Raw genomic sequence first — 19,853 nt, 5'->3', positions numbered from 1 at the left:
GGGAAACTATGGCTAGAATAAGATTCTTGAATACTTTTATTGATAATTTAACCATGCAGGAAGCAATAGACGAAACGGCACGGTTAATGTCCAAAGAAGGGTGCTCATATATAGTTACGCCTAATTTGGATCATATAGTAATGTTGGAAGAAGATTTAGAGTTTGCTGAAACCTATGCGAATGCTGATTTGATTTTAGCTGATGGAAAGCCCCTGATTTGGATTTCTAAGATTCTCAAGAATCCTATTAAAGAGAAAATATCAGGTTCTGATTTTTTCCCTCAAATGTGCAAGATGTGTGCAGAACAAGGTTTTTCTGTATTTATACTAGGTGCAGCTGAAGGCGTTGCAGATACTGCTGCAAAAAAACTGTGTGGTAAGTATAATGGGTTAAAAATCGCTGGGACATACTCACCTCCATTTGGTTTTGAAAAGGATGAAAAGGAGCTAAAGAAGATTGAGAATTTTATTATCTCGGCAAAACCAGATGTTCTTGCTGTATCCTTGGGCTCCCCAAAAGGAGAAAAGTTTGTTTATCGACATCTTAAGAAATATGGTGTTTCTCTAGGAATCTCAATTGGGGCTACCATCGATTTTGAAGCTGGCAATGTAAAAAGAGCTCCGAAGTGGATGGCAAATAATGGATTAGAGTGGCTGTTCAGGATAACTCAGGATCCGAAGCGACTGATTAAGCGTTACTGGAACGATATGGTCAAAATTATTCCCATTGTTTGGAAATACTCTCGAAGAGAAGAGGTCAGTGCATGAATATATTGTATATAGCAAATTTGATACCATATCCGTTAGATGGCGGCGGGAAGATATTTACGTATTCAACGCTTCAGGCCCTTAGTAAGTTTCATATGATTGATATGGTGTGCTTTTATGAGCATGAAGACATTGTCAAGGGGAAAAAAGCGCTAGAGAAGTACTGTGCATCTGTAGAAGTGCTACCAATCAGAGTGACGACTAGAGAAAATATGCCATATATGATGGTAAATGCAGGCAAAAGCATGTTTTCACGGTTGCCTTTGGGCATATCAAAATATATTGTACCGGAAATGAAACAGCTGATTAAAACACGGATGACGGAGAAAAAGTATGATATCGTTTTTTTAAATATTCTGTCCATGTATGGCTATTTTGATTTTATAAAAAGTATTGATTCGGATATAAAAGTGGTTTTGTACGAGCAGAACTGTGAAGCGCAAATATACAGACGTTATTTTAATCAGACAAAGAATATCTTTAAGAAAATATTCTTGAAGATTGAGACAATGAAATTGGAAAGAATTGAACAGAAAGCAATTAGTGATGTGGATCGATTAATTGTTCTAAGTGAAGAAGATAGGAAACAATTGGGAGCATCGTTAGAAACATGCAAAGTGATTCCGATTGGTGTTGCACCGGCGCAGCATGTGAAACGGTATGGTTTAGAACGAACAGATAAGGTGAAAATGCTTTTTGTTGGAACTATGACATGGACACCAAATAATGAAGGAATTATGTGGTTTTTAGAAAAAGTAATGCCTCTCTGCAAAGATGCAAATCGATATGAACTTGCCATTGTGGGGAAAAATCCAAGCAATGAGGTAAAACGACTATGCGCTATGTATGACAATGTGAAATTAATGGGGTATGTGGAGTCGCTGGATGCGGTTTATGATGCTTATGATGTGCTGGTTGTTCCTTTGTTTATTGGCAGTGGTCAGCGTGTGAAGATTATTGAAGCATTTGCAAGAGGATATGCTGTGATTTCTACTTCAATTGGAGCTGAAGGATTGCAGTATGAAGATGAAAAAACGATTCTTATTGCAGATGATGAAGCAAGCTTTAAAGCTCATATTGACAAGTGCTTTGATAGAACTTTGATAAAGCAGATTGGCGAGGGTGGAAAGCATGTTTTTGAGAATGCATATTCGGTGGATGTCATCGGGAAAAAATTGAATTCGTTTATGCAATAGAATAAAATTGGAGAGGATTATGCTGAGGGACGATTTGCAGAGAAATAGACCGTGTGTTGCTATCATTTTGCTCAATTATAATAATTATCAAGACACAATTGCTTGTGTCGAAACACTCCGGAGAATTGATTATTCTAATTGGGTTATTGTTATAGTTGATAATCATTCGCCTAATACGTCCTTCGCAGAATTGAAAAAGCTGGAGGAGGGCAATATTCATGTCATTGACAGTGGAAGAAATGGTGGATTTGCTTTCGGAAACAACATAGGGATTCGATATGCGTTGGAAAACGGCGCTAACTATGTATTGCTGCTCAACAACGATACGCTTGTTGAACCCGATTTCTTGTCCATAATGATTGGACAAGGAGTGTATCAAGCTAAAGGTGATATTACCACCTGCAGAATCATGTACAATGACGATCGCAGCAAGGTGTGGTATGCAGGTGGGGATATAGATTGGAATAATCTAAGGGCTATCCATCGTAAAATCAACAAAACATACAGTTTATGTGAAAATAAGCCAGAGGAGGTTTCGTTTATCTCTGGATGTTGTATGATGATTTCCCGGGAATTCATTGAGCAAAATGGGATGCTACCGGAAGAATACTTCATGTATTATGAGGATATGGATTACTGTCAGCATGCAAGAGAGTGCGGAGCGAAACTAGTATATATCCCATCAGCGGTAATCTATCATTGTGTGGGGGCAGCTGGCGGTGGTGCAGATTCTCCTTTTTTCATTGAATGGAGCGCACGTTCCAGAAGACAGTTTTATAGGAAGTACAAATCCAACATTCCTTGGTATAGGAGATGGCTGGTAGTTATTTTGTGTGAAGTTAGGCAGATTATTTCTCTTATATGTAAAGGAAATTTAGTACAAGGGTTTTATGCATACATTCGCTCTTGTCAAGGGCGTTAAGGAGGAAAGACGATGAGAATGTTGGTGGTAAGCGGATACCCAGCATGGGAAAAGGTTCCAAAGGGCTTGATGCCTTCTTTCCATTTGTTTGGAGTCCATGAGTTGGTCGATCATTATGAGCCATATGGAGATTCGATTCGAGGTATTTTTAAAAAGGAAATATTGGATGGCGGGTATGTTGATTTTTTCTTATGGCAATCTGGGAAACAGCATATTGCTTCTCAAGTTAGGAAACTTATGAAAAAGAGTAGGGAATACGATGTGATTTATGATCAACTGAATCGCTGTAGTATTTTTTTAGGTGCACTGAAGAAAGTTGGACTTTTCAAGTCCAATTTGGTGACCGTGATGCACCATCCTCCTTATGATATTCAGCTGGCAGTTTCAGATTCAGATGCATACATTTTTTTTAACGAGAATTATAAACTGCTTGCAGCGAAGGCAGAACCTCGGAAAATAGATCATTATTTTGTGAACGAATGGCGTCCTGATATGGAATGGTACCAAAAAATCTATGAGGCATCGGATATCAAAAGTGAAGATACATTTTACATTGACACTGGAAAATCCAGACGAGATAGGAAAACTTTGATGCAAGCTGCGGAAAACACAAAGATTAGGGTCGATTATGCTGGGGAATACAATGGACAAGACGGTTGGGCACGACCTTATGAAGTGGATCTCAAAGATGATATTGCGATGATTAAGAGAATCATGAAGTATAAGGCGGAGATCATTCCGGTTGCAATGAGCAGGAAAAAGAAGATAGGACCGCTGGGTATTACAAGTTTTATGGATTGCCTCGGGCTGGGTATTCCGGTTATAGCCAGCGATAATGTGTGTTTTGCCGATGATATAGTGAAAAATGGTTTGGGGATGTTGTATAAAACAGGAGATGAAGCCAGCTTGTCAAGTGTGATGAAATACTTGATGGAAGATGTTTCTTTCTATGAAACTTGCCGGAGAAATATTAGTCATTATAACGAAAAATACGGTAATGAGTATTCGCAGGTTTTTGAGGGGATACTAAAGGGAATTTTCAAAATAGAATGACAATTGTCTGCTAAGGATAGGTAAGCAAAGGATTAGTAAAAACGTGGAGAATAGCTAATGGTTAGATTAACTACCTTTGAATTGATTCACAAAATACAAAAAGACGAAAATATAAATTTTATTGCGTTTCCTTTAACCCCATGGGCTGCCCATGGAGTAATTGCATATATTAATTATTTGCTTGATCAAGGTAAAGCTGTACGAGGATTTATTGGTATCCTAAAACACCCACAGGCTGGTTATATCCTTTCTGAAAAGCATTTTGCATCAATTTCTCAAAGTGCTCTTGTCCAGCTTTTTGAATTTGACCGGATTGATACACAGTATATTGTTGAAATGCAGGTTGCAAAATCAGAAATGAGAAGAAAATGCAGACAACTATATATACTCCGACAATCTGCTCCTGACAGCCGATTAATAAAAAAGATTAAGCATTTCATCCCTGAAATTAAAATTAAAAACATTATTCTTGATGAGGGCTTGGCTATGTATATGCGAAGTCCTATGGACTGGTTATCGGAGCATTTAGCTGTTACAAAGAGTACAAAGGATAAAATGAAAGCAGTCATTTGCGACATTGTTTACGGTCCACTTATGCTTCGTTATCTAAAAACAAAAGACGAACTTGAGTATTTCAGTTTGTTTTCAAAAAACAAAATAACACTTGAAAAGAATAATCAGGTTTGTACTTTTTATGCAAAGGCAATTCGGGCTTCAGCAAATTGGATTGAAGAGTCAACAAAATCAATTTTTGATGGTGCGGTGGTTATTAATACGCAGCCGTTTTATGACAATAAGGAAGTGTTTGATGATGCAGATTTGAGAGTGATTGAGCATATAGTGAATATTTGTAATCAGCATAGTATTCGGCCTGTGTTGAAGCTGCATCCACGAGAAAAGACAATCAGTCGATATGATCATTTAAAATGCATAGTCGATCAGAGTCAGGATATATCTCAGGAAGCGTTGATTGCAAATCTTGAGAATAAACCCAAAGCAATCATCGGTTTTTCCAGTACAACATTAGTCAGCGAAAATGTATTTGAAGGAATCAAAACAATTTCTATGATCAAGTTTATTGATAGCAGCAATGTTTGTAGATCTATGCAGCATGATTTTCGTGCCTTTGCAGAGACGTTTTATGATTATGTTTTGATCCCCGAAACATGGGAAGAGTTTGAAGAATATCTAAGCACCTGATATCAGTCTGGTTATAGAGAAAACGAGGGAAATGAAGGAAATGGAGAAGAAAAGGATTGAGTGGTTGGATGCTGCGAAAGGTATTGGAATCATCCTTGTTGTGTTGGGACATGCTATTATTACACCAATTAGAAATACAGGAAGTGTTTCACTATTTCTCTTTAACATTATTTACTATTTTCATATGCCATTCATGATATATTTGTCAGGAGCTGCATATGAACAATTTGAGAGTACGAAAAAACAATCATTAAATACCTTCGTTACAAAAAAATTCAAGAGGCTCATGTGTCCGTATATTGTTTGGTCGATTTTAAATAATGGAGGGATGCTGTTACTGAGTTATGCTCCTTTCGTACAAAAGCTAGGGTTGAAGCCAATGAGTGTAGTAGAAGAATGTCTAAAAATTTTTAAGGGATATGGTACATATTCTGTTCACTTATGGTATTTATATGCTCTGTTCTGCATCCAAGTACTTTCGGGCGTTTTAAGTAGGAATAGTAGATTATTGAGTACAGGGGGGGCAGTACTTGTTTATATAATTAGAAATATATACCGTACTGCTTTCAATTCTGGATCATTATATGTATTAAAAGATATTTGCAGTTTATGGATATGGTTTGAAATGGGGCGCCTGCATATGCAAGCTGTTCGCAGGATGAAAACAGGACATAGGACAACAATGTTGGTGTTGGGACTAACATATGTAACCGTAGATCTTTTGTTTATACCGACAGTCGAACACAATGTACTTTTTGGAGCACACGCATTAATAAAAGTGCTAATGATTTGGTCGATTATCATTGGTTTAACAGGAATTAGTGAGAGGTGTGGTACATGGTGGAATAAGGTTTTAGCCTTTATTGGGTGTAGGTCATTTGATATATACATACTTCATCAGCCGGTCCTGTGCGTTGGTCTTTCAACAATAGCATATCGGATAACGGGAGAGAAAATTTCTGTGATTGTAGGAGTTGTTGCTTCGCTCATTGTGCCGACATGTTTACATTATGGTAAATGCGTATTTCAAAGTAAGAGGACAAAACCCGTTTGACAAAAGGATGTGTCAATTAAGGGAGAGGTTAGTATAAAGGAAGGGAAAAGAGAATGTCCACTAAACAGGTTAGCTTGAAATGGTCTATTAAGCGAATTAATTTGATATGGTTGATACAATTTCTACCATTTATTGAATTAAGTGCAATTCAGAATAATATTTCCTTAGGCCTATTCATGAGAATTACACTGATTAATAGTGTAGTAATTATATTGACAAACTTGTTGGAAATAAAAAAAGTATCAATTATTGCTAAGCTTATTTCACTATTTTGCTTGCTGGTCATGATTTTTACTTATATGAATGGTGCTATGCAATTATACAATGTGTATTTGTGTATTTCTTTGTCTGCATTTTGTTTGCATATAGACAGAGGATTTAGAAAAACCCCGATATTTGTAATTAGATTTATAGAAAAGTTTTATGGTGCAGTATTGGTTATCACCTTATTGTTTCAGATTTTTGCTCGAGGGATATTTGGAGCAGCCGAACTAAGTGGCAATTTCTACAATTTTTGGGCAACGGATAATGAAATAGGGTATGTATATATTCCATTTTTGTTGACAACATTTCTTTCGCGTTATGCCGAAACGAAAACCATTGATAAAAAGAGTGTTATGTATTTGGCACTAACAGTGTTGAGCGTTATTATTGCATGGAGTGGCGCATGCGTTATCGGAATGCTGATTATGATTTTTAATGTTGTCGCTTACAAGCTGGATTTTGATTTTTTTACATATAAACGTAGCATCATACTGTACATTGTAATTTTCCTTAGCGTAGTAGTATTCAACATCTTTGATGTATTCTCGTTCTTTATTGAAGGTGTTTTGGGCAAGGATATGACACTATCGGGAAGAACGTTGGTTTGGCCGATGGCTATTCAGGATATTCTTAAAAACGGGTTTATTGGGTACGGAATCAATGAATTGGGCCGATTAACGATTTATAAAGTATGGGCTGGCATGGATGCGATTTCTGCACATGGTTATTTTTTGGAATGGGTACTTCAGTCAGGTTATTTGGGGCTGATGTGTCTAATTGGCATCATAATAGCATGTGGAGCAAAGATTAAGTCAATAAAAGATGAGAAAATTACTAAAGTGATAGTTGGCATGCTCTTTGCAATGCTCATCATGTATACGACGGAAGGATGGATATATCATTATTTTCAATATATTATATATTTTACAATCTTTTATGCGCCGGATATTTTGGCAAGAAGTAACTTAGTAGAACAAAGTGATTTTAGTGAATCGATGTGTTAATCATATGTATGCTGACAAAATGAATCTTGTGTAACGATTGCTAGAAGCCTTAGGCATTTTGGCAAGACGTCAATCTATTTCAGGTTGAAGAACGCAGTAATCTATCCAGCCAGTACGGATAGGTATTAATCATTGATTTATTATTATAAAGAATATGGAGGAATGAAACATGTATAAGAAACCGTACGTTATCGCAGAAGCGGGTTGTAACCATATGGGGCAGATGGAAATAGCTCATGATTTGATCAATACTGCTGCATATTTTTGCAAGGCAGATGCTATCAAATTTCAGAAACGTTGTCCCAAAGAGCTTTTAACTGAAGAACAGTATAATGCACCTCATCCAAACCCTGCCAACTCTTATGGAGATACCTATGGTGCACATAGAGAGTATCTGGAATTTACTGTTGAGCAGCACGCTCAGTTAAAAAAATGGTGCGAAGAGGTAGGAATCACTTATTCCACTTCCGTGTGGGATATAACGAGTGCAAAGGAAATTGCATCTTTGAATCCTGAATTTATCAAGATTCCTTCTGCATGTAACAATCATTTTGAGATGTTGGAGTGGCTTTGCGAAAACTATCAGGGAGAGGTCCAGCTTTCCTTTGGAATGACGACACATGAAGAAGAGGAAGAGATTGTACAGTTATTTGAGAAACATGGACGTGCAAAGGATCTCGTGTTGTATAACTGTACTTCTGGTTATCCGGTTCCATTCAAGGATGTTTGTTTGCTTGAAATTTGCAGAATGCGTGAGCAGTTTGAAAATCGGGTAAAGGCAATTGGATTTTCTGGTCATCATTTGGGGATTGCTGTGGATGTGGCGGCATATACGCTTGGTGCCAGTGTAATTGAACGCCATTATACGATTGATCGTACATGGAAAGGGACTGATCATGCGGCCTCTCTTGAGCCAGATGGAATCCGCAAGCTGGTCAGAAATCTCAATGCTGTTTATGAGTCCCTTCGATATAAGTCTGAAGAGATTCTGCCCATTGAGAAAGTTCAGCGAAATAAGTTGAAGTATAGAAAACGATAAAGTAGTACATATAATGGGCGTATAGATATCTCAATTGATTCCAGTTACGGTATTTGAGTATAGTAATTTAAAGAGATATCATTTAGGATGATAGTATAATTTGACTATGATATATAAGAGGAGATTAACATGAGGAAAATTACCCCTCGAAAGATATATAATAAGATAAAACGAATGACAATCAAAGCTTGTGGGAAGGTATATGTACAGAAGGAATCGTATACGGGAGTATCTCCGAGACTTAGTCATGTTACTTATCCATATGTAGGAAATGTTGGAGATACCGTATTATCACAATGTGTTCGACGCTATTTTAACAAATATATGCGCACTGGCTGGAATATTATCTTAATCAACAAACCTGTGACTGAGAAGACTATTCAGAGAATCAATAAGTCAAACGCATTGATTATTGGTGGTGGTGGATTGTTTCTTCCAGACACCAATGAAAACAGGATTAGTGGTTGGCAGTGGTCAATATGCAAAGAACAACTCCAGAACATTACTGTGCCTGTTTTACTATATTCTGTGGGATACAATTATTTTAAAGGGCAGGAACCTAGTGAATTATTTATTGACAATTTAGTTGCTTTGTGTGAGAAAGCTAGGTTTATCGGCTTACGAAATATGGGATCTGTGAATGCAGTTAAGAATTTACTGCCTGAAGAATTAAAAGAAAAGGTGGTGTATCAGCCATGCACGACCACTCTAATACGTAGAATTTATGGAAATGAGATTAAACCGAAGAAGATATCAAATAAAGTGGCCATAAATATGGCGTTTGACCGAAGTGAACGTAGATTTGGTGATAAAAAGAGAACAATCTGTACAGAAGTGGCAAGAGCTGCAAAAGACATTGAGAATAAGGGGTATGAAATTGTGATTGTCCTTCATGCGACATCCGATAATGAAATTGTGCCTTACATGGATTCAGAGGGGGTCCATTATTCTGTTTGTGATCTTACGCATGCATTTCCGATGAAGGTATATGAGTTCTATAATGCTATGCATTGCGTGATTGGAATGCGTGGACATGCTCAAATGATACCATTTGGCTTAAATTGCGGTATTCTTTCTTTGGGAACGCATGATAAAATGAAATGGTTTTTGGAAGATATTGAAGCAACAGATTGGTATATCAGTCTTACTGATCCTGATGGAAAAATTACTGAGAGAATTGTAGCGGCATTTGAGATCACACAGATTCAAGAAGCGGAAAGAACACGTCTGCGTCTAATGGAGACACAGAATCGATTGTGGGAAATTTCTAAGGTGAACTGGTCAAAGATTCAGATGATAATTTAAATGGGATTAGCATTCTGAGTTTGACATAAAAATAGAGGCGTGAGGTAAGGACGTTGGCATTTTTTAAAAGACGTCCAGATTATAGAAGAACAAAAAAGAGTTGACAATGTATGAGAGAATTTGGGACAAGCTTTAAGAGCAGAGTAGAGCAGAGCAGAATTATATGGTTAGATAATATTAAGGGCATTTTGATTCTGGCAGTTGTTTTTGGTCACTTGATTGGTGGCAAGTCATCGAAGGAGCTTAATATATACGGAATGCTGCATTATTTGATTTACAGCGTTCACATGCCGATGTTTATTTTAATTTCCGGGTATCTGAGCAAGAAAAAGTGGACATGGAAGAAGATATTGCGAAATTATATCCTACCATATCTTATTTTTAATTTGCTGTGGGTAGTATATTCGTTAATTCGCAGAACTGTTTCAGTGGTTGCGTTGAATGTTTTGATTCCGACTTATGTGTACTGGTACATTTTATGCTTAGGTATAATGAGGATTATTGCTTTTATTCCAGTTTTTGATAAGGTTTTCCTGCCAATTAGCGTTGGATTGACAATCTTTTCACCGTTTATCGGAAAGAATATGTGGCTGGTGCTATCACTTGGAAGAGTTGCATTGTTGTATCCGATTTTCTATTTGGGAAGAAGCTGTTCAAATGAATTTGTGGGTAAAATTCGTGTAAAAAAGAGCACTGCGATAATCATGATGAGCGTATGCGTATTTGGTGAGTTGCTCTTACTGAAAAATAATATAACAGATATTACATGGGCTTCACATGACTATCCTATTACTGCAATGGAGTGTCTGCTCAAGTATGTCTTTATGTTTTTTACGATGGGTATATTTTCAGGACTCGCAGTACTTGTTCCAAACAAGAGGATGTTTTTGACAAGGTGGGGAAGAAATTCTTTGCTGGTATATCTGATTCATCCATTTGTTGTAGATGTTTTGAAGGTAGTGCTTGAAAAAATGAATGTGATATGGAATACACAGTTTTGTTTTGTTGCTGTTTTGGGTGCAGTAGTTATTACAGAGTTACTGTCGAATGAAAGGCTGAAGAAGGTATATGACGTTGTGATGTCAAGATTTTATAAAGTTTTCAATTTAAATGAGTAATTTAGTGGAGGTGCCATATGAATGTAGCATTTATTCCGGTAAGGGGCGGAAGTAAATCAATACCTCTGAAAAACATAAAGCCTATTTGTGGTAAGCCGCTTGTTTATTGGACTGTAAAGGCTGCATGCCAATGTAAGTATATAGATGTTGTGTATATTGCCACGGACAGTGATAAGATTAAGGAAACGGTGGAAACGTTCAAGTGCGGCGATGAGGCAGAAATTTTCTCTAAGGCACAGGTAATTGGAAGAAGTGCGGAGTCGGCATCAGACACAGCCTCCACAGAATTTGCTATGCTTGAGTTTGCAGCTAATTATGAGTTTGACAATGTCATACTTGTTCAGGCTACCTCCCCTATGTTGACCGCTGCCGATCTTGATAGTGGATTTGAACTGTTCAACACCGAGGGGACGGATTCTGTACTCTCGGTCGTTCGCCAGTATAGATTCCTATGGGATAAGGATGAGAAGGGAAATGTCTCCCCAAGTAATTACGATGTATTCCATCGTCCTCGCCGGCAAGAGTTTGACGGGTATATGATGGAGAACGGTGCGTTTTATATCTCCTCAAAGTTTGATGTGCTTAAATATCAGAACCGTGTATCTGGCAACATTAAGGCTTATGAGATGTGCGAGGACAGTGCATTTGAAATCGATGAGCCAAGTGACTGGATCATTATTGAAGCGTTGATGCAGAAGAATGGTTTGGTTGAAGAGAAGATAATTGCTGAAGAAAAGAAAGATGTTCCTGAAATCAAGATGTTCCTTACGGATTGCGATGGGTGTCTAACTGATGGAGGAATGTACTACTCCGAGCATGGAGATGAGTTAAAGAAATTCAATACCAGAGATGGTATGGGATTTGCGTTACTTCATGGAAAAGGCATCATTACTGGAATTGTTACATCAGAATCTGTTGACCTTAATAGGCGGCGGGCAGAGAAACTGAAATTGGATATATTTGAAGCGGGGTGTAAGGATAAGGTGTACGCTGTAAAGAGACTCTGTGAACAGTTTCATGTTGAACTAGAGAATGTCGCTTATATGGGGGACGATATAAATGACTTGGATACAATTAAAATGGTTGGTTTAGGATGTGCGCCTGCCGATGCAATGCCGCAAGTGAAAGCAGCTGCGGATTATGTAACCAAAGCTAAGGGAGGGAGAGGAGTTATTAGAGAGGTTGTAGAAAAGATTTTGCAGGAGGCGTCGAAGTAGAATTGAGTGAGGATACGAGCAAGGGGACAGCTCTGAAGGCTGGTGTTTGGTATGTGGTTTCTTCTGTTATGGTAAAGGCTATTTCAATCATCACAACTCCAATTTTTGCAAGAATCATGTCCACATCGGAATACGGTCAAGTTTCAAATTTTACTTCATGGTATTCCATTTTACTGACGTTCTGTACCCTTAATTTAACCTATAGTATAGGGAGAGCAAAACTGGATTATCCGGATAAATTAGATGATTATATTGGTTCAATGCAGCTTTTATCAGCTCTTGTTACTGGAATTTTGAGTATAATCACTTTGTTTTTTGTAGAATCAATTTCTAATTTTCTGGAAATAAGTGTTATTGGGGTTGTATTTCTAATCTTATATCTTTTTTTTACACCAGCGATTAATTTTTATCAAAATGGATGTCGTTACCGGTATAAATATAAAGAAAACATAGCTATAGCTTGGTATATAGCATTGTCAACCGTTATACTATCGCTGATTTTGATGTTTACTTTTGATGGGGATATGGCTACATATCGAATGATCGGAATTGTTATCCCTACTGTTATTCTTTCTTCGGTGTTTTGGATATTATCTTTAAAACGAGGAAATCTTCATGTAAATAAGGAATACTGGAAATATGGTGCAAGACTGTCTGGTCCACTTATAATTCACACGGTATCTCTGAATATACTTGCTCAATCGGATAGGATATTTATCACCAAAATTTGTGGTTCATCAGATGCCGGTATATACAGTCTTGTGTATAATTATGGGGTGATGATTTCCATAATTACTAATGCCGTTGCTGATGGATGGCTTCCTTGGTTTCATGATACGTTCTATGCAAAAAAGTACGAGGAGATAAGAAGGAATGTAAAGTGGGTAATTATTTTAGGGTGCTATGTCTCATTAGCTTGTGTGGCATTAGCACCAGAAGCCATAGCAATCTTGGGCGGAGTAAAATACGCTTCGGGTGTATATTGCGTTGCGCCTATTGTAATGGGTGTATTGTGCCAATATGTATATACACACTATGTAAATGTTGAAATGCACCTTAAGAAAACAAAATATACATCATACGGAACTGTTCTTGCGGCTGTTATGAATATTATACTAAATGCTATATTTATACCGATATACGGATTTACCGCTGCAGCGTACACAACTTTGTGTAGTTATATTATGTTACTTTTTTTGCATTATTTTATTACAACTAAAGTATTGAAAGTAGAGATTTACAATGATTTATTTATGTTTGGTGCACTTTTGGTTACAGGAATTGCTGTAGCAATTCTTATTGCCACATATAAGTATATGCGTGTGAGATATGCAATAATTGTTATTGGATTTATTAGTTTCTTGTGGGCTTTTAGAAGTTATATTACAAAATATATTTCAGGATTTCGTAAAAAAGGATAGAAATGAATATGTGGGGATTGACACTGAAGTTCTCGGATATCCTGAAGACTGGCTTTGCGTAGTTCCTCGAAGCAATGGAGGATTCCGAGAGCGGAATGAATCCTCAGAAAGCCAAGTACTTACTGCCAATTATCATCAATAACCTGATCAAGGAAGGCACTGTATACGTGAAGATGCTTGAAACAAGAAATCGTTGGATTGGTTTCACTAATGTAGTGGACAAGGCATCCGTGGCCGACAGCTTTAAGAAACTGGTAAGCGATGGCGTATATAAGAGGCCGCTGTTTTAACATGATTTTTTTATGGAAGTACTACGTTAACAGAAGAACAAATGAAATTAGTGAATGAGAAAGCTTCGATATTTGAAACCTGCGTAAGGTTTGCAAATAACTTCTTATTTCTTCCCGATATTGATATTACATTTGATGATTGTCCAAGTCCAAGATTTGGTACTATGGACAATGCGGCAGAGAGTGTTTTAGGATTGGATGGTCGGGGACATATTTTGAGATGTGTCGCTTGGGAATGCACTTCTCTGGCGGTTCAGCTTCCGATAAGTTGCATCCAGTGCATTCTCTTCTGTTGGCGCCTGATAGATTGTTTAAAGGTCTGCACAAAACGGCTTTCTGTCCTTATCTGCCACATACTTCATGGTATTACGAATCTGATGCACGATGCAGCGCTGATATTCAGTCTTCGGATACGCTGTCCCAATCGCTTCTTTGATACCGGTCAACCCATCTGCACAGAAGAACAAAAAATTAAGTTCATTATATTACCAAACATATTTCAATACCAATTATGGGGCAGCAAATGTACAATAATTTTTAACCATTCCTTATCTATATTCTCAGTATTCTGTTATCATCTTTCCAAGATTTTCAGCATAAATTCTCCATGCCACATACATTTTTCCGGACAACCTTCATATAATGTACTAACCAAATAAAATGCGCGCATAACCTATCAACAATTGCATGAAAGGAGGACGTACATGGGAACATATGGAAAGTATGGAGAGGTCACTCCAATTAAGCTGCCAGCGGAAGGACAGCTGCCGGAGCGGGAATGTTATGATTTTTACAAGGACAGTAAGGAACGGGGAGACACGGACCAGAAGGACGTTTTTTTACAGGACGCTCTGATAAATTGTGATCAACTTTTTAATTGGGCACAGCTTGCATACCAGATTTTTAAAAGTAATTCTGACAGTTATTGGGATCATGCGGGGAACGGCTGGGATAAGGATTATGGAGAAGGGCATTATATCGATATGATTGAATGCCTTTGCAACAAACATGGTATTACCAGTGGTGATGATAAATATGGAAGTACTGGACTAGTGCTCACGAGTTCGCTTAATGAAGTGGAGCAGGCAGCGGGCAAGCTGGCGGAAGATTTAATTGGAAGAAAGCTGAAAGCACAGAGCTTTATTAATCAGGCGACTTTGGAACCGTTTCATGATAAGAAGGAGCAGCAGACAGTATTTTATACAATTGCGGGAATTAGAGACCGGTACGGGAAGACTTACCAATTCGGCTATACTGTTCTGGGACTTGCATTCTATAACTTCAGGCTGAAGGTAGTGTCTGATGGTACGCCGTATAATACGGCAATCGGAAATATGACCATCGAAGAGGCGATTGAGCGGGGAGGTATTCCGGGATTTACATATACCAATAACGGTTCAGGAGAAGCGAGGTACTATGATGCCTGCAATGCTGGGAGAGAAGCTTCGAGTGAGACAGTGACGCTTACAATGTCGCAGGTAGAGACAGAGGCAAATACAATAACCAATTCAAAAGAGTATAGTTTCAGCGAGATGATTGGCGCCTCATACAAATTTGGAGATGTACTAAAAGGAGGAGAGACAGCGCTTCAGCTGCAATTTACGGCTGGGCAGGTCATCGGGACCGCATATTCGAAAGAGGAGTCCGTGAGCAAAGGAATCAACGACAGCTCCAGTGTCACGACGGTGATGCCCCCGCACACGAAGCTGGCGATTCGGCAGCAGAAAACCAATACGGTTACGACATTGAATTATGACTGCCCAGTGATGATACAGTTCGATGTGGCAGTATTCTCAATGTGCGGGACTTGCTATGATGACAATGCTGCCGTTCATACTTTCAGCACGGCTGGATATGACCAGCGCTCCTTTATTACACTGTTTGCACCGTCGGCGGCGGGGGATGCCGGGGAGGATGCCTCAGAGAATCTTTATATGCGAAACAAAAATTATTCTAAAGTCAGTGGATACGAAAAGACTTATGGATTTACGAAAGTAAAAAGTAAAAATAAAGGAGTACTGAGTACGGAGCTGAACTGGGAAACCATATTGAAGCAGGGTGCGGCAAAATCAAATTATGGGAAGACAGAAACTATTCCTGTGAAGCCTAAAATGGAGCCGGAGAAGCTGATAGAGAATTTGACTACAAAGAGACCGATGTCTCCAGCGGGCGCTAAATTAACGGAAACAGGAATCGGTGTTTCCAGTAAGATTGAGAGGGCCATACCTCTTTACACACTTGACAAACTACGTCTGATTAACGGTAGTCCGGAATATAATATCGGTATCGATGACAGAATTTATCATGAGAACTGGGAGATAGAGGGGTATAATTTATTAAATGTACCATTTTATGGCTTTGACAGCAGCTTTGGAGAGTGGATTCTGGTGGATGAGAATGGGGAAAAGCTATTGGATAAATCTGTTGCGTCGATTGAGCATGAGCCGCTTACAAACATGCCTTTTATTCAAGGAAACGGAGAAGGTACGGTCTATGCCAAATACCTGATTAGAGATAATTATTATACCAGTGCGGAAGAGAAACCGATTACGAATAATACCATTCATACCGTGATTGTGAAAGTGATGGTACATCCAAGGCCTTTGGAAGGACATATTACAGTAAGCGGAGAGGTGAGGACTTCAGCAGATGGGGCGGTAATCAACTTGGAGGCGGTTGAAACACTGACGGTCATGGTGTATGACGAGAGAGAACGGGAGATACCGGTTCCCGTTATTTGGGAGGCGCAGGAATCTTATTCTCGAGGGATTCAGGTTCTGCATAATCAGATGAGTCTGACCCGTCCGGGCGTATTCCATATCCGCGCAGTTTATGAGAATCTAGAGTCTGATTGGGTGGAAGTGCATGCTTTGAAGGTGTAGCACAGGTGTCTAAATGACAGTAATATGAGTAAATTAAGAAGAAGGTATGAGACAAAAAGTCTGGCAGTTTCGGTTGCCAGACTTTTTAAATACTTCGCACACTCAGTTGCCCTCTTACCGGATTCCATACTCCCCAATTTTATTAAATATCTGCCGGGAGCTAATCCCCAGTCTCCTTGCTGCCTCGGCCACATTCCCATTCACCACATGCAGTACATGCTGCAGATACTCCTTCTCGGTCCGCTCTTTAAACTCCTTCCAGCTCACAATGTCATCCACAGAATCCCGGTCCACGACATCATGAATCGGTTTTTTGCCGATGTTATACATAACTGGAAGCGCTGATTCCGTGATGATTCCGTCTTTTGACAGAACGACCATCCGCTCTGCCAAGTTTTTCAATTCCCGGATATTGCCCGGATATTCATAATTCATCAGAAAGTCCCACACCACCGGCTCAATGTGCGTAATTTCAATGCGGTTCACCCGCTGCATTTCATCCAAAAAATACATGATCATATCCTTTAAATCTTCCTTCCGCTCACGAAGGGCAGGAATCTTGATTACGATTGTACTGATTCGATAAAAAAAGTCTTCTCGGTAGAGACCGTCTATGATAGCTTTGGACAAATCGCGGTTCGTCGCTGAAATCAGGCGGAATTCAATATGACGTTTCTTATTGCTTCCTATACGCTCCACCATCTTCGTCTCGATCGTGCGCAAAAGCTTGATTTGAGTCGTTACATTTAAGTCACCGATTTCATCCAAAAAAAATGTTCCTTGATCGGCCAGCTCAAATTTTCCGGTATGGCTTTTCGAGGCCCCGGTAAATGCTCCCTGCTCATAGCCGAAAAGTTCTGCCTCCAAAAGAGTCTCCGTAAATGCATTACAGTTTACGGAGACCAATGGCTTTTCCGCACGGCTGCTCAATGCATGGATATATTTGGCCGCGACTTCTTTACCGCTTCCTGATTCTCCGATTAACAGTACGTTGGAATTGGCGGAAGCAACCTGAGCACAATAATCCAGAGATTTTTGAAACGCAGGGCTTTTTGTCTGCAGGAAAAATTCCTTTTGTATCTCTTCTTTTTGCTTTACATTCACGATTTAACCTCCTAAAGTGGCTGATATTGTTAAAATATAATCTTATTATACATGAAAAAAATTACACAATCAAGAAAAAAAGTTCCCGGAAAAATGCCTGATATATGTGGTGTACCGTCAAAATAGCTATAGACATCACCTATAAGTAAAATATTTTGTTAAAGTTTTCCTATAGATTGCGGTGTTTGAGTTAAAAAATAGATTATTGATAAAAAATTGGCACAGGGGTTGCTGTTATATATAAGCAGAAAGAAAATCACATATCTTTCGGGTAATCAAAAAGACGGTAAGGAGGGTCAAAATGGATAACGTCATGGTTACAAATAACTGCAGATGTTTTGAAAAATGGAAGGACATATTCCAGATGGAGTTTGAGGAGGGCTGGACATATCTGGATGTTCTTACAAAAGCAAGAGACTATATACATCAGGGTTATCATCTGTTGACCCACCCTCTGGCAGGAAGTGTCAAACCAAATCAGACGCCTTTTAAATCAATCATCCTTTCCAAGGACACACTTGAGGATGCCGAGGAGTTCAGGGATTTGGTACTTATCGAGGACAGTATTGCAGCTTATCACAAGTTCATCAAAGGTAAGCCGCTTCCCGACTGGCCCGAAAAATCCAGAGAAGATTTCCGGACTGTCGATTTGTCACTGATGGAAGGTGTGGTTTCGAACCCTATTATGAATAGAAGGTAAAAAAATCAGGAGGTGCAGCAATTATGAAATTGGAGTTAGGTAAAATTTACATCCATGATGTTCAGTTTGCGGACAAAACATATGTGGAAAACGGAACATTATTTGTATGTAAAGAAGAAATTGAGAAATTAGTGCTGGAAGACGACAGACTGATTTCTGCAAGAGTGGAATTGGCCAGACCGGGTGAATCTGTAAGAATTGCCCCGGTAAAGGATGTCATTGAACCACGTGTTAAAGTAGACGGCCCTGGAGCTATTTTCCCGGGCGTTATCAATAAAGTTAAACAAGTCGGAGAAGGCAGAACACATGCACTGGTAGGCTCTACTGTTATCACTTGCGGCCGTATTGTAGGATTTCAGGAAGGTGTAATTGACATGTCAGGCCCTACTGCTAAATATACACCATTTTCTGAGACATACAATGTGTGCGTAGTAATTGAGCCGAAGGAAGGGCTTGAGACTCATGACTATGAGGCTGCTGGAAGAATGGCAGGACTTAAAGTGGCAACTTATGTGGGAGAAGCAGGAAGAAATGTAGAACCGGATGAAATTGTGACTTATGAGACGAAACCTCTCCTTGAGCAGATCGCTCAGTATCCGGATCTTCCGAAGATTGGCTATGTTCACATGCTCCAGTCTCAGGGACTGTTACATGATACATTTTATTATGGGGTAGATGCTAAGAAGTTCATCCCGACTCTTATGTATCCTACCGAAATTATGGATGGTGCGATTGTCAGTGGTAACTGCGTAGCCCCATGCGATAAGGTTACCACTTATCACCATCTCAACAACCCGGTTATCGAAGATTTGTATAAACGTCACGGAAAAGACCTGAACTTCATCGGCGTTATTCTGACCAATGAAAATGTATTCCTTGCAGACAAAGAACGCTGTTCCGATATGGTCGCTAAGCTCGCCCAGTTTATCGGACTTGATGGCCTTCTTATCACAGAAGAGGGATACGGCAACCCGGATACGGACCTTATGATGAACTGTAAGAAAGTGACTCAGGCCGGAACGAAGGTTGTCATCATAACCGATGAGTTCCCAGGCCGTGACGGAAAATCCCAATCCCTCGCTGATGCGGTTCCGGAAGCGGATACAATGGTATCCTGTGGACAAGGCAATATCATTGTTCACTTCCCGGCTATGGATCACGTAATTGGTACATTGGATTTTGTAGAGACAATGATTGGTGGATATGAAGGATGTATCAAGGCGGATGGCAGCTTTGACGCGGAACTTCAGATTATCATCGCGTCTACGATTGCAAACGGCTTCAATAAACTTGCAGCCCGCACATATTAGAAAGGGG

Annotated in this window: 17 protein-coding genes and 1 pseudogene; 16 read left to right on the top strand and 2 right to left on the bottom strand. The window is 39.1% G+C overall.

The features are described 5' to 3' along the window. Positions 1–8 precede the first annotated feature (8 nt). The 13 genes from BN6465_RS15215 to BN6465_RS15155 all read left to right on the top strand — a co-directional run bounded on the left by BN6465_RS15215 (position 9) and on the right by BN6465_RS15155 (position 13,850). The gene (locus tag BN6465_RS15215; RefSeq protein ID WP_066736785.1) at positions 9–767 is read left to right on the top strand and encodes a WecB/TagA/CpsF family glycosyltransferase; all 759 of its coding nucleotides are present in this window, start codon (positions 9–11) and stop codon (positions 765–767) included. Then, a complete protein-coding gene (locus BN6465_RS15210) occupies positions 764–1,963 on the top strand; it encodes a glycosyltransferase (RefSeq protein WP_066736781.1) in 1,200 nt (399 codons plus the stop codon). The genes BN6465_RS15215 and BN6465_RS15210 overlap by 4 nt, the downstream gene beginning before the upstream one ends. 19 nt (positions 1,964–1,982) lie before the next feature. After that, positions 1,983–2,885: a glycosyltransferase family 2 protein gene (locus BN6465_RS15205; RefSeq protein WP_066736778.1), complete on the top strand. Its 903-nt coding sequence runs from the start codon at positions 1,983–1,985 to the stop codon at positions 2,883–2,885. Positions 2,886–2,897: 12 nt separating this feature from the next. Next, positions 2,898–3,938, top strand: coding sequence for a glycosyltransferase (locus BN6465_RS15200; RefSeq protein WP_066736777.1), 1,041 nt, complete (start codon positions 2,898–2,900; stop codon positions 3,936–3,938). A gap of 57 nt (positions 3,939–3,995) precedes the next feature. Next, entirely contained in the window at positions 3,996–5,138 is a 1,143-nt protein-coding gene (locus tag BN6465_RS15195; RefSeq protein WP_066736776.1) for a polysialyltransferase family glycosyltransferase, read from the top strand. 40 nt (positions 5,139–5,178) lie between these two features. After that, on the top strand, positions 5,179–6,192 hold the full coding sequence (locus BN6465_RS15190) for an acyltransferase family protein (RefSeq protein WP_066736774.1): 1,014 nt from the start codon (positions 5,179–5,181) through the stop codon (positions 6,190–6,192). A 53-nt stretch (positions 6,193–6,245) separates the two neighbouring features. Beyond that, a complete protein-coding gene (locus BN6465_RS15185; RefSeq protein WP_066736772.1) occupies positions 6,246–7,460 on the top strand; it encodes an O-antigen ligase family protein in 1,215 nt (404 codons plus the stop codon). 169 nt (positions 7,461–7,629) lie between these two features. Further along, positions 7,630–8,499: an N-acetylneuraminate synthase family protein gene (locus BN6465_RS15180; RefSeq protein ID WP_066736770.1), complete on the top strand. Its 870-nt coding sequence runs from the start codon at positions 7,630–7,632 to the stop codon at positions 8,497–8,499. Positions 8,500–8,628: 129 nt separating this feature from the next. Next, positions 8,629–9,804 carry a polysaccharide pyruvyl transferase family protein gene (locus BN6465_RS15175; protein WP_066736768.1) on the top strand — a complete coding sequence of 392 codons (1,176 nt, stop codon included), beginning with the start codon at positions 8,629–8,631 and terminating at the stop codon, positions 9,802–9,804. 110 nt (positions 9,805–9,914) lie between these two features. Continuing rightward, positions 9,915–10,922 (top strand): acyltransferase family protein, encoded by a 1,008-nt coding sequence (locus BN6465_RS15170; RefSeq protein ID WP_066736766.1) that lies wholly within the window; start codon positions 9,915–9,917, stop codon positions 10,920–10,922. Between the two features lie 17 nt (positions 10,923–10,939). Then, positions 10,940–12,139 (top strand): N-acylneuraminate cytidylyltransferase, encoded by a 1,200-nt coding sequence (locus BN6465_RS15165; RefSeq protein ID WP_066736763.1) that lies wholly within the window; start codon positions 10,940–10,942, stop codon positions 12,137–12,139. Positions 12,140–12,141: 2 nt separating this feature from the next. Beyond that, on the top strand, positions 12,142–13,560 hold the full coding sequence (locus BN6465_RS15160) for a lipopolysaccharide biosynthesis protein (protein ID WP_066736761.1): 1,419 nt from the start codon (positions 12,142–12,144) through the stop codon (positions 13,558–13,560). Between the two features lie 95 nt (positions 13,561–13,655). Next, positions 13,656–13,850, top strand: a complete 195-nt coding sequence (locus BN6465_RS15155; protein ID WP_066736760.1) for a hypothetical protein — start codon at positions 13,656–13,658, stop codon at positions 13,848–13,850. Positions 13,851–14,164: 314 nt separating this feature from the next. Here BN6465_RS15155 and BN6465_RS21785 read toward each other — a convergent pair. Continuing rightward, positions 14,165–14,311, bottom strand: a pseudogene (locus BN6465_RS21785) (transposase); the annotation flags it as partial. Between the two features lie 243 nt (positions 14,312–14,554). Between BN6465_RS21785 and BN6465_RS15150 the strand changes: the two are divergent. Beyond that, the gene (locus BN6465_RS15150; RefSeq protein ID WP_066736759.1) at positions 14,555–16,732 is read left to right on the top strand and encodes an aerolysin family beta-barrel pore-forming toxin; all 2,178 of its coding nucleotides are present in this window, start codon (positions 14,555–14,557) and stop codon (positions 16,730–16,732) included. Between the two features lie 114 nt (positions 16,733–16,846). On the opposite strand, the gene BN6465_RS15145 is transcribed toward BN6465_RS15150, so the two are convergent. Next, entirely contained in the window at positions 16,847–17,836 is a 990-nt protein-coding gene (locus BN6465_RS15145) for a sigma-54 interaction domain-containing protein (RefSeq protein WP_154670272.1), read from the bottom strand. A gap of 301 nt (positions 17,837–18,137) precedes the next feature. Between BN6465_RS15145 and BN6465_RS15140 the strand changes: the two genes are divergently transcribed. Both BN6465_RS15140 and grdG read left to right on the top strand, forming a co-directional pair. After that, on the top strand, positions 18,138–18,536 hold the full coding sequence (locus tag BN6465_RS15140; RefSeq protein WP_066736758.1) for a GrdX family protein: 399 nt from the start codon (positions 18,138–18,140) through the stop codon (positions 18,534–18,536). Between the two features lie 23 nt (positions 18,537–18,559). Beyond that, positions 18,560–19,846, top strand: coding sequence for a sarcosine reductase complex component B subunit alpha (gene grdG, locus BN6465_RS15135; RefSeq protein WP_066736757.1), 1,287 nt, complete (start codon positions 18,560–18,562; stop codon positions 19,844–19,846). The last annotated feature ends 7 nt before the right edge of the window (positions 19,847–19,853 follow it).

This window comes from Bariatricus massiliensis (genome assembly GCF_900086725.1).
GTDB classification, from domain to species: domain Bacteria; phylum Bacillota; class Clostridia; order Lachnospirales; family Lachnospiraceae; genus Allocoprococcus; species Allocoprococcus massiliensis.
The sequence above is the reverse complement of the archived record's forward strand: the minus strand, read 5'-3'. Positions and strand labels throughout refer to the sequence as shown.

Bases quoted from the DNA above. Each gene is read 5' to 3' on its own strand.
- BN6465_RS15215 (WP_066736785.1), top strand. From the start codon at position 9: ATGGCTAGAATAAGATTCTTGAATACTTTTATTGATAATTTAACCATG.
- BN6465_RS15210 (WP_066736781.1), top strand. From the start codon at position 764: ATGAATATATTGTATATAGCAAATTTGATACCATATCCGTTAGATGGC.
- BN6465_RS15205 (WP_066736778.1), top strand. From the start codon at position 1,983: ATGCTGAGGGACGATTTGCAGAGAAATAGACCGTGTGTTGCTATCATT.
- BN6465_RS15200 (WP_066736777.1), top strand. From the start codon at position 2,898: ATGAGAATGTTGGTGGTAAGCGGATACCCAGCATGGGAAAAGGTTCCA.
- BN6465_RS15195 (WP_066736776.1), top strand. From the start codon at position 3,996: ATGGTTAGATTAACTACCTTTGAATTGATTCACAAAATACAAAAAGAC.
- BN6465_RS15190 (WP_066736774.1), top strand. From the start codon at position 5,179: ATGGAGAAGAAAAGGATTGAGTGGTTGGATGCTGCGAAAGGTATTGGA.
- BN6465_RS15185 (WP_066736772.1), top strand. From the start codon at position 6,246: ATGTCCACTAAACAGGTTAGCTTGAAATGGTCTATTAAGCGAATTAAT.
- BN6465_RS15180 (WP_066736770.1), top strand. From the start codon at position 7,630: ATGTATAAGAAACCGTACGTTATCGCAGAAGCGGGTTGTAACCATATG.
- BN6465_RS15175 (WP_066736768.1), top strand. From the start codon at position 8,629: ATGAGGAAAATTACCCCTCGAAAGATATATAATAAGATAAAACGAATG.
- BN6465_RS15170 (WP_066736766.1), top strand. From the start codon at position 9,915: ATGAGAGAATTTGGGACAAGCTTTAAGAGCAGAGTAGAGCAGAGCAGA.
- BN6465_RS15165 (WP_066736763.1), top strand. From the start codon at position 10,940: ATGAATGTAGCATTTATTCCGGTAAGGGGCGGAAGTAAATCAATACCT.
- BN6465_RS15155 (WP_066736760.1), top strand. From the start codon at position 13,656: ATGAATCCTCAGAAAGCCAAGTACTTACTGCCAATTATCATCAATAAC.
- BN6465_RS15150 (WP_066736759.1), top strand. From the start codon at position 14,555: ATGGGAACATATGGAAAGTATGGAGAGGTCACTCCAATTAAGCTGCCA.
- BN6465_RS15140 (WP_066736758.1), top strand. From the start codon at position 18,138: ATGGATAACGTCATGGTTACAAATAACTGCAGATGTTTTGAAAAATGG.
- grdG (WP_066736757.1), top strand. From the start codon at position 18,560: ATGAAATTGGAGTTAGGTAAAATTTACATCCATGATGTTCAGTTTGCG.